Genomic DNA, 12,875 nt, shown 5'->3' with positions numbered 1-12,875 from the left:
TAAGCCTCCTTAAAATCTCATATCAAACAGCAAGAAAAGATTCAGAGTCTTTCCACTCGCCTTTTTCTTGCTGGAATTTCTTCGTTTTGTCGATCAAGATCTGTCCGTCATCGGCTAAAGTGATCTTAAACCGCTCTAAAGGACGCGGCGCCGGGCCTTCATAATTGATCCCGGTTTTATAAAATCCGCTGCCGTGACATGGACATTTGAATTTTCCTTCATTTGGCGACCAATTTGGCGTGCAACCTAAATGTGTGCATACGGTCGATAGGGCGTAAATTTTTTCATCATCACGAACGATCCACACGCCAAATTTATCTTTCCAGCGCTCGGAAACCTCATTGATCTGATATTCATCCGGAAAACCCGCCTTAAACGTCTGAACCGGCTCAAACAAAACATTGGGAAATAAATACCGCATGATCATGGACGCGTATCCGCCCACCACACCGGCAAAAGCGATCCAGCCGACCGCCGACCACTTGATAAATGTCCGACGGTCAATGGGCGTTTCGGTCAAGGATTTCAAAGGCGTGGAATTAGACTTATCTTTATCACTCATTGTGCTCACCTATTCTGATCTTGTTAGTTCCAAAGCAGTTTTTCGAACATCAATATTGGGGTCATTCTTAGCCAAATCAACGAGCGCATTTTGCAATTGCGCGTCTTTCAAGAGTGCCGACGCTCTCATGGCAACGATCATAATTTGAATTTGTTCATTCGCGTCAACCTGTGGAAAACCGGAAAGATACTGACGATCCAACAAATTCAACAAAACTTCTTTCCCTGACTCGTCTTGTAATTTGGCCAAAGCGACGGCCGCATCCCATTTAATATTTGGTTCCGCGTCAAATAATGCTTTCCTTATATACGGTACGGATTCAGACTGGCCGATATTCCCTAAAGCGATAACAGACGCTAACCGGATTTGAGGATCGGGATTCTCTAAGAACGGATAAATAGCAACCGGAGAATCTTTAGTCTCCTTTAACATCCCCAACGCGTAAATGATGGACGCGGCCGCATCCGGATTGGCGCTTTTCAAGGCGGATAAAAGCGTTTCGGCAAAAATCACATTTTCGGTCTTCCCCATCGCCAGAGCCAAATATTGCTGCACGCGGCTGTCATCATGGGAAGAATTTAGGAATGTTTTTTTAAGTTCGGAATAGAATTTCTCGCTTGAAGGTTTTAACTGAGGGCTCGCCAGCAACTTTGACAGCTCAAACGCCGATTGCCAACGTTTGGTTAAGCCGCCGGTTTTGACATCTTCCAGATAATCAAAAGCGGTTTTCTGCTCTGTCGTCAAAGCGCGCACGCCCCAGAACAAAAGCAGCATAAAAACAGCGATAATAAACGGAATGATAAAAAAAGAATGGAAAATGACGCCGATAAAAGATTTCTCTTCAGGCGCACTCGCTTCAGGTTGGTTTTTATTTATATAATTTTCCATTGAAAAAAGCCAATGGTTAAAAAACAATGTTAATATTAATTAAAATGCGGCGGCTTTTTCTTTTGCCTGATTGATACTATCCGCCGCAACACCTTCTTGCGCCAATAAAACAACTTGGCCGCTGCCGTCAACTTCTAAAATTCCCTGGTTAACAGCAAAATGCTTTTCTACGCCTTCTTGACGCAAAGACACGACTCCCCTGGTGAGCATCGCCACCATCGGCGCGTGCTGGCTTAAGACACCAAAATAGCCTTCAACGCCGGGCGCGATAACAGAATCTACTTTTCCGTCAAATATTTTTCCGTGAACCGTAACAAAAGAGAATGGATAAGCGCTCATATTATTTCATAAAGGTTTTTGCTTTTTCTAACACTTGATCGATAGCCCCGGCCATATAAAAAGCTTGCTCCGGAATGTGATCATGCTTGCCATCCAATATCTCTTTGAATGAACGGATCGTATCTCCCAACGGAACATAAGCACCTTTAAGCCCCGTAAATTGTTCCGCCACATGAAACGGTTGCGATAAGAATTTCTGAATTTTTCTGGCGCGCGAAACCGTTAAACGGTCCTCTTCGGACAATTCTTCCATCCCTAAAATAGCGATAATATCCTGCAGTTCCTTGTAGCGCTGTAAAATTTCCTGAACACCGCGCGCGACCTTGTAATGCTCTTCTCCGACGATCTCCGGAGTGAGGATCGTTGAGGTTGACGCTAAGGGATCAACTGCCGGATAAATTCCCAATTCAACAATAGAACGGGAAAGCTCGGTCGTTGCGTCCAAATGGGCGAAGGTTGCCGCCGGCGCCGGATCAGTATAATCGTCCGCCGGAACATAAATGGCTTGAATGGAAGTAATCGAGCCTGACTTTGTCGAGGTAATACGCTCTTGAAGCTCGCCCATATCCGTTCCTAAAGTCGGTTGATAACCGACAGCCGATGGAATTCGCCCTAAGAGAGCGGAAACTTCGGAGCCTGCCTGAGTAAAGCGGAAAATATTATCGATGAACAAAAGAACATCTTGGTTCATTTCGTCGCGAAAATATTCGGCAACCGTTAAAGCCGATAAAGCCACGCGAGCGCGCGCGCCGGGCGGTTCATTCATTTGACCGAAGATAAGCGCGGTTTTATCAATAACACCCGCCTCGATCATTTCTTTATAAAGCGCTGTTCCTTCGCGCGTACGTTCACCCACACCGGCAAAAACCGAATATCCGCCGTGTTCTTTGGCAATATTGTTGATGAGCTCCTGAATCAAAACTGTTTTCCCAACACCGGCGCCGCCAAAAAGCCCGATCTTACCGCCCCGCCGATATGGCGCTAAAAGGTCCACAACTTTAATTCCGGTCACTAAAATACTCGTTTGGGTATCTTGATCTTTAAAAACCGGCGCCGCACGATGAATGGGCATTCGCTTTTTAAATTTGACCGGTCCTGCCTCATCAATAGGTTCGCCTAAAAGATTTAAAACACGCCCTAAAGTTCCCTCGCCCACCGGCATAGAAAGCTGTTCATGCGTATCCATAACTTCCATTCCACGGCTAAGCCCATCGGTGGTATTCATGGCGATGGTGCGCACCATATTGTCACCTAAGTGCTGCGCCACTTCCAGGACCAGATTCCACTTCTCATTATTAATGGACGGATTGGTCACTTTTAGCGCGGTAAAAATCTTTGGCAATTGGTTGGCGGGAAACGAAACATCAATGACCGCGCCAAACACTTGAGTTACTTTTCCAAAAACTTCGGTCTCTTGCGTTGACATCTTATCCTCTTTGGTTAATTAAGCGCCTGCGCGCCGCTAATAATTTCGGTTAATTCGGTGGTGATCGCCGCTTGTCGCGCACGGTTACGCAATAATGTGTAGCGATCGATAAGATCTCCGGCATTATTAGTCGCATTGTCCATCGCCGACATACGCGCGCCGTGTTCTCCGGCGGAATTCTCCAGTAAAGCAAAATAGATCGTAAAATAAAGAAAATGCGGAACTAAAAATGACAACATTTCCGGCACGGCCGGCTCAAAAATATAGTCGGTTTTTTGAGCTTCCCTTTCCGCTATAAGAGCCTTTGGGTCTATAGGAAGAATTTTTTCAAAAATTGTTTTTTGCGATAAAGGGCTGAAAAACTGATTATAGGTCAAATATATTTCGTCATACTCACCTGATATAAACAACCGGCTTAAATCTTCCCCGATGCGAACCGCATCAGAGAATTTTGGATTGATCGTTACTTTCTCATAATATGCCTGGATGGGAATGCGTTTGCGAAAATACAAATAACCTCGTTTTCCGCAGCAGCTGACATCAATGCGAGGATAATCATTATGATTTTCAATGATCCATTGATTGACCATGCGATTGGCATTATTATTGAACGCGCCGCAAAGCCCTCTATCCGACGTAATAATCAAAATTAGCGCTTTATGATTTTCCGGACGGCGCTTTAAAAGCGGATGAATATCCGTATCAACCGACGCCGAGATCCGTGACACCAAGGATGTGATCTTTTGCGCGTAAGATTTAGCGTTCGCCTGAGCCTCTTGGGCCTTGCGCAATTTACTGGCCGAAACCATTTTCATGGTCTTGGTGATTTTCCGCGTATTTTTAAGACTGCGAATCTTTGTATTAAAAACTTTTATTCCTGCCATTACAGTTTAAAACCTTTTTTAACTGCGGTTAAAAGTTCATCTAAGGCGGCCCTGATCTCGGGTGTTAATTGCCGCACGCTATCAAAAAGCTTAACAAAATCGGCATAATGCGAATCAAGAGCGTTGTTTAATTCAGCTTCAAAACGCGCAATGTCCTTGGGTAGAATATCATCTAAAAACCCGTTTACGCCTGCGTAAATGATCGCAACCTGTTTAACAACTGGCAGAGGATGTTGAATGCCCTGTTTGATCACATTCATCAAACGATGTCCGCGCTCAAGTTGCTTGCGGGTCGCCGGATCAAGGTCAGATGCAAATTGAGAAAAAGCTTCGAGCTCGCGATATTGTGCTAAGTCAAGCCGAAGCGTTCCAGCGGTTTGCTTCATCGCTTTAACTTGAGCATCGCCCCCGACGCGGGAAACCGAAAGCCCCGCATTGACCGCCGGTCTTTGCCCGGCATTAAATAGATCGGTATCTAAATAAATTTGTCCATCGGTAATAGAAATAACGTTGGTGGGAATGTAGGCCGACACATCGCCCGCTTGTGTTTCAATAATAGGAAGAGCCGTTAAGCTTCCCGCTCCCTGTTGCTTGCTCATTTTTGCGGCGCGTTCCAAAAGACGGCTATGCAAGTAGAAAATATCTCCCGGATACGCTTCTCGGCCCGGAGGACGACGAAGCAAAAGTGAAATTTGGCGATACGACTGGGCTTGCTTGGTTAAATCATCATAAATGATCAAGGCGTGCCGGCCGGAATCACGGTAATATTCCGCCATGGCGCAACCCGAATAAGGCGCTAAAAATTGCATCGGCGCCGGATCAGAAGCGGTCGCGGCAACAATGGTGGTATATTCCATGGCACCGTGTTTTTTCAATACTTCATAAACTTGAGCAACCGTGGAACGCTTTTGGCCGATCGCCACATAAAAACAAAAAACTCCCTGGCCGCGCTGATTAACGATGGTGTCAATGGCAATGGTTGTCTTGCCGGTTTTGCGATCGCCGATAATTAATTCGCGCTGACCGCGGCCAATAGGCGTTAAGGCATCGATAACTTTTATTCCGGTTTGAAGCGGCTCGTGAACATTTTGGCGCTGGATGATTCCGGGGGCTTTCACTTCAATTTGGCGGAATTCCTTTGCCTCGATCGGCGCTTGTCCGTCAATGGCAACGCCTAAGGCATCCACAATGCGCCCAATGAGTTTCTCACCGACGGGAACAGAAGCGATTTTTTGTGTTCGCTTCACTTCATCCCCTTCGCGGATATGCTTATCTTCGCCGAAAACCGCAACGCCGACATTATCTTCTTCCAGGTTTAAAACCATGCCTCGCAACCCGCAAGAAAATTCCACTAATTCCCCGGCCATAACATTGCTTAGCCCATAAACACGGGCAATGCCGTCACCGACATTTAAAACGGTCCCGATTTCATAGGAATCAAGTTTCTTTTCAAAACCGGCGATTTGCTTTTTTAAGATGGCGGATATTTCATCCGGACGGATCGTTGTAGACATAGGCTTTAGGCTGTAAAAATTCCTTTTTGAAATTTAACAAGTTGGTTGCGCAGGCTCAAATCGTAAACAAAATCTTTTACCTTAATTTTGATCCCGCCTAACAAGTGACGGTCGACCACCACTTTAGGCTCAATATCTTTATGCAGTTTTTCTTTGAGTTGACGGCAAATGTCTTTGATCTCCGCAGTGTTTGACTCAAATGAGGTGAAAATAGTCACGTCGACAATGCCTTTAATGTCTTTATATTTTCCCTCAAATAAAAGGCAAATATCAAAAAGAAGGGGCAATCGTCCTTTTTCAGAAAGAAAATTTAAGAACTGAAACGTCGTTGCATGAACACGAGTCTTAAACAGCTCCTCGACCATCCCCTGACGCACCGAAGACGAGATCGAAGGGTTATTTAAAAAATCATCGAACTCTTTTGAATCGCCAATAAGCGATTTTAGCGCAACCATGTCCCCAGCGACTGTCTCAAGACTATTTTGCTCTTTGGACAGCTCAAGAAGCATTTGAGTGTAAGATCTTACGGGAAGCTTTTTCACAGGCTAAATATCCTTAATAAAATCTCGAACGATTTTCTGATTCTTTTCTGAATCTAAATTTTCGTTAATAAGTTTTTCGGCCAGCTGAACGGCAATATGCGCACTGGTGCTTTTGAGCTCGGCTTGTGCTTTTTCTTTTTCGGCGTTGATCTCACGACGGGCATTTTCTAAAATGATATGCGCGTCGTCTCTGGTTTTCTGCTGGATCACGCCAGCCGCTTCAATAGCCGCTTTACGTGCTTGATCCACAACATCTTTGGCTTTTTCGTGCGCCTGCGCGATGATCTCATCGCGTGATTTTTCGATATCCGCCAGTTGGCGGTTCGCCTTTTCCGCGTTTTCAACTGAGCGGCGGATCAATTCTTCGCGCGATTCTAAAGCGTTTAAAATAGGTTTCCAGGCGAACTTATAAAGGACGAGCAAAAGCGCAAAGAAAGTCACCCAAGTCAAAACAGCCATCATCACATCGGGTGTAAAAACTCCCGGCGCGTGCTCAGCGGCCCCAGAAACATGTTCTAATGCGCTATCAGGCGTCATGATTTTCCCTGGTTTAATTATTTGTTAAGGGCTAAAAAGCAAATAACCGCGCAAAACAAAGCAACCCCTTCGATCAAAGCAGCCGCGATCAACATGGCTGTTTGGATCTTATTGGTCGCTTCCGGTTGACGGGCAATGCCCTCTACGGCAGCGGCAGCGAGCTTTCCGATCCCGAATCCAACGCCAATGGTCACTAAACCTGCGCCTAAGGCGGCAAATACTGCTGGAGTCATATTTAAGTCCTTTCGTTTATCGTTATATTGCTTAAAAATCGTCTTTTTGAATACCCGTATTATACTGAACCTCGAAAATTAGTAAAGTAATTCTCTAAATTTATCTTAATGCGCCGGATGATACATTTGACCGATGAACATCGCCGATAAAAGCGTAAAAATGTACGCCTGCAAAAAGCAAACTAATATCTCAACAACATAAATAAAAAGGGCCAGAACAACTGCCGGAAGCGCCGCAAAGCCCAACAGAACAACCAAACCTAAAAGCGCAAAAATCACAATATGCCCTGCTAGCATATTGGCGAATAAACGGATCGTTAAGGCGAACGTTTTAATAAAAAGCCCTAAAACCTCAATGGGAACCAAAATGATCAAAATGGGAGCAGGAACTCCTGATGGAACAAGCGCCTTAACAAACCCCATGAATCCATTTTTGTAGATAGCGCCAAATATCATAAAGCTTAGGGTAACAAGCGCCAGCGCGGCCGTTACATTAACATTCGCGGTTGCAGTAGAAAACAGCGGAATAAGCCCCATCAAATTCAAACCCAAGATAAAGAAGAAAAACGTGCAAAAAAGCGGTGTCATTTTCCGTCCGTCTTTTTCACCTAAGCAGTTAACGGCAATATCATCACGGATAAAAACAACGAACGCTTCCAAAAGGTTTGTCATACCGTGAGGAACACGGTCTTTTTTGTTAAAACAAAACACAAAAAGAACGATCAAAAATGCCGCGCAAAAAAACAGCATTAAGGCATGGAGGCTTAAAAACGATGGCAATTCCAAAGGCGGTAAAAACGGCAAACGCCACTGGTGCGCATTCGTCACATGATGCATAATGTACTGTTCTAAATTAAATCCGGGATTTGCCATTACGTTTTTTTATCCTGATCGTTCAGCTGACGAATAAGTTTCCAGATCTCATAAGCGCTATACACCAATCCTAAGAGAATCCCTACCAATGTCCAGGCTTGCCCGCCCCATTTTTTATCGGCTAAAAATCCCAAATAGGAAAAAACGAACATTCCGGTGGCGACATTAAGGCCGATGGAAACATGCTGAAAATTACTTTTATCAATCTTAGGAGTCACTATTTTTTTATTAATTGAACAACGCAAACTGCTAAGGCCGCGAGGCTAAAGATCAAGAGCATTCCCGACGGCATAAAACTTTGTGTTTTGATCAAACGGCTTATAAAAACAGCCGACAACAACGTTGTTGTCACTGTTAAAACAAGGTATCCGGTTTGCGGATTGTTCAAGGAAATTAAAACGCCGAGAATAATAATAAGCCCGGAAACAATGCCCATGATCAAAGACATTTTGCTTCCGGCTTTGGCGAAACCGATAAATCCGCCCACAAACATGAGGATCCCGTAAATTAAAAACGCGACATTGATTGGCTTCATCACAGCTCCTTTATTTCAAACGCGAGAACACTCGCGTTGTTTTTGTTGATAACGTAACGCCGATTCCGCACTATCCGCTAAAGCGGATATAAATCCCGGATGCGACTCTAAAGCCTTGCTCATCCGGAAATCTTTGATCCCTAATTCTTTAGCCATTGTTCGATATTCTATATCGATCTCGCAAAGAGTTTCGATATGATCCGTCACAAAAGAAATAGGAACAACCAGAAGCTTCTTCACACCGCGCTTAGCCAAAGCGGAAATCATGCTTTCCGTCGATGGCTTTAACCAAACAAGCGGCCCAACCGCGCTTTGATAGGAAATGCTCCACGCGTCTTGCCGGCCTAAAGAATTTATAACTTTAGCGACCGTTTGAGCGATTTGAAAAGGATAAACATCGCCTTCCTTTAGAAAATAAAGCGGTAACCCGTGCGCCGAAAACAAAAGATAAAAATCACTTAAAGATTCATTCGGCTTTATTTGCTGACGGATACGATCGGCAAATGCCTGAATGTAGGAATCGTTTAAATAATAAGAATCCGCATCTAAAAACCGAACATCCGGAATTTTCTGTGCCGCTTCCTTTTGTAGGAAATAAACGCTGGAACCGGTCGTTGCCTCGGAATAATGCGGATACAAACTCACCGGTAAAACAAATTTCTTATTTGAAAGCTTTATTTCTTCCACTGTATCGGATGGAAGCGGATAGCTATAGTTAAAACAGATCGTGACATTCAAATTTCGCCCGCGTTTCTTCAATTCAGCCTGCAGCGCCGCCGCCTGCTGCATGGTTGATCTTAGAATCGGGCTTCCGCCGCCGATCAACTGATAACGATGTTGCGCGGCTTTGGCTCTAAAGAATACAAGTAAATTTGCGAACAAAGGCTGTAATAAAAACGCCAGCGGAAATCGGATAAGCCGCACATCCAAAAAAAGCCTTTTTAAGAAATCCGGAACATCTTTATTTTCCTGCGGCCCGCCCATGTTAAGCAAGACAACTTGAATATCCGCATCCCCCGCCGAACAACCGGCATTTTTCATAAGACGCAGATCAGAGATTTGCTCGAGAGCGTCATGCTCGGCCTGCGGCATTTTTTTGCGCCGATAACGGCTACCGACGATCTGCCCGACGATGGCAAACATAATGGCAACAGGGATAAAAAGCTTTGACGTGTGAAGCGTCCAACGCAAATAGATAAGGATCGGAATAGAGGCATGGATCCAGAAAAACCACGCCAGCGAGAATTTTGCGCAGCCTTCCCGAAGATAACCCATCGGAATATTGACTAAAATAGCAATTACGCCAATAAAAAAATACGGATATTGGTAAATAATTTCTGGCAACATTATGGCGTCATCTTTTCTTGCCGTTCTTTGGCTTTTTGGTCCCACTCGGGCAAAACATTTTTCATAAATTCTTCTTTTTCAGCTTTAAGCTTACTCATGTCCAGGCCAATAAACGATTGCGCCTTTTCTTTTGTAGAAATATCCGGCATTGCAATCGGCGTTTGAATTCCGTGCGCCGCTAAGACACGCGCCAATAAGACACGCGCCTCACCCGCTTTTTGCGTCGCTCCGCCTAAGATCCGCGAAACCTCCAAAGGCGCGTGAAAACTCGCGCCATGGCTTGCGGTCGCATAATCCCAACGCCACTGCGCCTGGCGAATAAGCTTTAAGATCGGCTTCATCTCTTCTTCGGTCGCGCCGCTTTCCCAAGCCGCTTTAGCCTCGATATGCGCGTTCACCAACGCATCTTCCGCCTGGAGCCGCAATTCTAAAACCTTATCCTGGCGTTCAAAAACATTCTGACGAAGCGTTTCTTCGCTTTCCCGATGACAAACTTGGCAAGAATTCGCGATATTATTAAGAGGGCTTTGAATTTTGTGATCAGTGAATTTCACGCCGCCTTCACTGCGATACGGCATATGACAATCGGCGCACGCAACACCGCGCTGAGCATGCACGCCTAACGCCCATAATTCGTAATCCGGATGTTGAGCTTTTAGCATTGGCGTTTTGCTAAGCGCATGAACCCAATCCACATGATCGTACTGGTCGTAATATTTTTCAATATTTTCAGCGGTCAGTCCCTGATCCCAAGGAAAGGTTAAATATTTTTCATCACCTTTAAAATAATATTCCACATGACACTGCGCGCAAACAAGCGAACGCATTTCTTGATGCGTTGCTTTTTTTACATCTTTTCCTTGCCGCTCAAGCGCTTCCGCCAAGGCCGGGCGTGTGATGCGCAAATTCATCGTTTTGGGATCATGACAATCCTGACAGCCGATAGGATTCACAACTTCGGAGCCAAGATCCGACCATTTCTTTTTGTAAAATTGTGCCACACCCAAATCTTTCATGAGGCGCGGAACATCGGTGCTTTTACATGTCCAGCATGTTCCGGGCTGAGCGACACCGGTTCTTAAAGTTTTTCGAATATCTGTAATGGCATTATAATGTCCTCGGCCTTGATTATAGTCGCGCGCGAACGCATATCCCGCCCATAAAACGATCATACGTGGATCGCGTTCTAAACTGTCGATTTCAACGCTTCCGCCGTGACGGCTGGCAAAATCGCTTTCCTTCGTACTTTGATAACGCTCAAATTGACGAGGAAAATTTTCACCCCAAATTTCATTACGCGGTTCCCATTCGGGAATCGGCTTTGCAACTTGAAACGCGAGCTTAGCTTCGGTGCGCCGCTCCATAATGGAGGATGCCAAAAGCCCGAGCGCGAAAACAACCGCAATCGTCACCAAGAAAATAACCCATCCGATCCAAGGTTTTTCGCTGATCAAATCATTGATTTTTTTCATAGCCGCCCTTTATTTTATATTTTGAGATTTTCGCAAGAATTCATCTAACCACGACGGAATAACGCTGGGTAATTGAGGAACACGCGCATACGGCACAGATGACAAGCTACGAACCGTTCCATGAGGCGTTTCCCGATGACAATCCCAGCATAGCTTACCCTCTCCGTGTAAATAATTCTTTCCGGTCACATCACGAGCCGAAACACCATCAAGTAAATTTGCGTGGCAACGAATGCAATTTTCCTGCACCGCCGTAACTCCGTCCGGCTTCATCACGATCACCTGCGGCTCAGTACGCATTGTAAAGATCGTCGCGTGCCGCAATCCGTCTTTTGCTTTAAAAAAATATTTATGGATCACGTTATCATGCGGAACATGGCAATCGGTACAAACCGCCCGCTGGCGGTGGCTGCCATGCGCCCACGTCGCATATTCCGGTGACATCACGTGGCAATTCATGCACGTTTCGGGCTGATCTGAAAGATAAGAAACCGCATTCGAGATCCGCAGTGTATAAAAACCCAATCCAGCAAAAATTCCCAAAAGAACGATAACAACAAATCGCCACTCGCGCGGAGGAATAACAAAATGCACAAACGCGCTTATTGCGGATATCAGCCGCCGAAAGAAATCCATCATCAATTAAGAACTTTTTTACTTAACACGTGCGGGCTCGTAATAATCGCTGTACTGCCGCGATGTTATTTTCTCGATCTTGCGGTAAAACTCGGCATGTTTTTGCCGGATAATTTTCTCAACCAAATCAACGGCCGCTGTCCGACGTTGAATATTTTCATCCACGACGCGTTCAAGGTCGTCCACATGATAAAGATCAACACCGCTCACCTCGCCGCAAGCCGGGTCGATGTTGCGCGGAACGGAAATATCGATAAAAACAAGCGGACGACTCTCTCGTTTTTGCATCGCTTTAAAAACCGTGCTTTTTTCCAAAATAAAATGCGGCGCGCCCACCGAACAAAAACAAATGTCTATTTCTGAAAGAATTCTTTCCATATCGCAAAATGCCGCCTCTTGCCCGCGACACTGAGATGCCAAGGCGCTAGCACAAGATTGCGTACGGTTCATAAAAAACAAATTTTTAGCGCCTTTATTTTTAATTTGCTGCGCAGTCAATTCGCCCATTTTTCCAGCGCCGATCATCAGGACAGACTTTTCGGAAAAACTTCCTAAGATCTTTTCACCTAAAGCAACCGCCGCCCAACTAATGGACGAGCCGCCATAGCTTATCTGCGTTTCACTTTGGGCTTTTTTCCCGGTGCGCACGGCAATATTGGTTAAAATGTTAAAATATTTTCCCAGCATCCCTTTTGATGCCGCAAGCTTAACACCTTCCTTAACCTGGCCTAAGATCTGCTTTTCACCCAACACTAAAGAATCCAAGCCTGCCGCGACACGCAAGAAATGATCCACCGCCACTTCATCCGCATAAATGTAAAAGTGTTTTTGCAAAATATCTGAAAACTTGATCTTTTTGACCGAGAAAAGCGTTTTAAGGATCGTCTGAGCATCCTGGGCGCTAACGGTGTACGCGTAAATTTCGAGACGATTACAAGTGGATAGGATGAAGGCTTCGGCGACAGAAGGATTATTGCGCAGTTCGCTTAAAAGCAATTCTTGCTGTTGTGGTGAGCAGCAAAATTTCTCGCGGACTTCAATAGGGGCTGTTTTGTGGTTAATTCCGAGTGTAACGATCTGCATAGTC

At 45.2% G+C, this 12,875-nt stretch carries 16 protein-coding genes; all 16 read right to left on the bottom strand.

What is annotated here, in order from left to right; all coding sequences use genetic code 11:
• Positions 1-22: 22 nt before the first annotated feature.
• Positions 23-562: a ubiquinol-cytochrome c reductase iron-sulfur subunit gene (locus WC676_05510; GenBank protein ID MFA5060066.1), complete on the bottom strand. Its 540-nt coding sequence runs from the start codon at positions 560-562 to the stop codon at positions 23-25.
• Positions 563-571: 9 nt separating this feature from the next.
• The gene (locus WC676_05505) at positions 572-1,450 is read right to left on the bottom strand and encodes a HEAT repeat domain-containing protein (protein MFA5060065.1); all 879 of its coding nucleotides are present in this window, start codon (positions 1,448-1,450) and stop codon (positions 572-574) included.
• Between the two features lie 39 nt (positions 1,451-1,489).
• Positions 1,490-1,789, bottom strand: a complete 300-nt coding sequence (gene atpC, locus WC676_05500) for an ATP synthase F1 subunit epsilon (GenBank protein MFA5060064.1) — start codon at positions 1,787-1,789, stop codon at positions 1,490-1,492.
• Between the two features lies 1 nt (position 1,790).
• Complete coding sequence (atpD, locus tag WC676_05495) at positions 1,791-3,215, bottom strand: F0F1 ATP synthase subunit beta (protein ID MFA5060063.1); 1,425 nt, start codon at positions 3,213-3,215, stop codon at positions 1,791-1,793.
• A 14-nt stretch (positions 3,216-3,229) separates the two neighbouring features.
• On the bottom strand, positions 3,230-4,099 hold the full coding sequence (gene atpG / locus WC676_05490) for an ATP synthase F1 subunit gamma (GenBank protein MFA5060062.1): 870 nt from the start codon (positions 4,097-4,099) through the stop codon (positions 3,230-3,232).
• Complete coding sequence (gene atpA, locus WC676_05485; protein ID MFA5060061.1) at positions 4,099-5,613, bottom strand: F0F1 ATP synthase subunit alpha; 1,515 nt, start codon at positions 5,611-5,613, stop codon at positions 4,099-4,101. The genes atpG and atpA overlap by 1 nt, the downstream gene beginning before the upstream one ends.
• A gap of 5 nt (positions 5,614-5,618) precedes the next feature.
• Entirely contained in the window at positions 5,619-6,155 is a 537-nt protein-coding gene (gene atpH, locus WC676_05480; protein ID MFA5060060.1) for an ATP synthase F1 subunit delta, read from the bottom strand.
• 3 nt (positions 6,156-6,158) lie between these two features.
• Positions 6,159-6,692 (bottom strand): F0F1 ATP synthase subunit B, encoded by a 534-nt coding sequence (atpF, locus tag WC676_05475; GenBank protein ID MFA5060059.1) that lies wholly within the window; start codon positions 6,690-6,692, stop codon positions 6,159-6,161.
• 17 nt (positions 6,693-6,709) lie between these two features.
• Complete coding sequence (gene atpE, locus WC676_05470) at positions 6,710-6,925, bottom strand: ATP synthase F0 subunit C (protein ID MFA5060058.1); 216 nt, start codon at positions 6,923-6,925, stop codon at positions 6,710-6,712.
• A gap of 105 nt (positions 6,926-7,030) precedes the next feature.
• The gene (atpB, locus tag WC676_05465; protein MFA5060057.1) at positions 7,031-7,798 is read right to left on the bottom strand and encodes a F0F1 ATP synthase subunit A; all 768 of its coding nucleotides are present in this window, start codon (positions 7,796-7,798) and stop codon (positions 7,031-7,033) included.
• Entirely contained in the window at positions 7,798-8,016 is a 219-nt protein-coding gene (locus WC676_05460; GenBank protein ID MFA5060056.1) for an AtpZ/AtpI family protein, read from the bottom strand. The genes atpB and WC676_05460 overlap by 1 nt, the downstream gene beginning before the upstream one ends.
• Positions 8,016-8,333, bottom strand: a complete 318-nt coding sequence (locus WC676_05455) for a TMEM14 family protein (protein ID MFA5060055.1) — start codon at positions 8,331-8,333, stop codon at positions 8,016-8,018. Before WC676_05455 ends, WC676_05460 begins: the two co-directional genes overlap by 1 nt.
• 15 nt (positions 8,334-8,348) lie before the next feature.
• Complete coding sequence (gene hemH, locus WC676_05450; protein ID MFA5060054.1) at positions 8,349-9,680, bottom strand: ferrochelatase; 1,332 nt, start codon at positions 9,678-9,680, stop codon at positions 8,349-8,351.
• The gene (gene nrfA, locus WC676_05445) at positions 9,680-11,152 is read right to left on the bottom strand and encodes an ammonia-forming cytochrome c nitrite reductase (protein ID MFA5060053.1); all 1,473 of its coding nucleotides are present in this window, start codon (positions 11,150-11,152) and stop codon (positions 9,680-9,682) included. Before nrfA ends, hemH begins: the two co-directional genes overlap by 1 nt.
• 9 nt (positions 11,153-11,161) lie before the next feature.
• Entirely contained in the window at positions 11,162-11,791 is a 630-nt protein-coding gene (gene nrfH / locus WC676_05440) for a cytochrome c nitrite reductase small subunit (GenBank protein MFA5060052.1), read from the bottom strand.
• Positions 11,792-11,806: 15 nt separating this feature from the next.
• Positions 11,807-12,871 (bottom strand): glutamyl-tRNA reductase, encoded by a 1,065-nt coding sequence (hemA, locus tag WC676_05435; GenBank protein ID MFA5060051.1) that lies wholly within the window; start codon positions 12,869-12,871, stop codon positions 11,807-11,809.
• Between the last annotated feature and the right edge of the window lie 4 nt (positions 12,872-12,875).

The organism is Candidatus Omnitrophota bacterium, assembly GCA_041649175.1.
Classification (GTDB): domain Bacteria; phylum Omnitrophota; class Gorgyraeia; order Zapsychrales; family JBAZNR01; genus JBAZNR01.
Note: the sequence above shows the minus strand (reverse complement) of the source record. Positions and strands in the feature narration are given on the sequence as shown.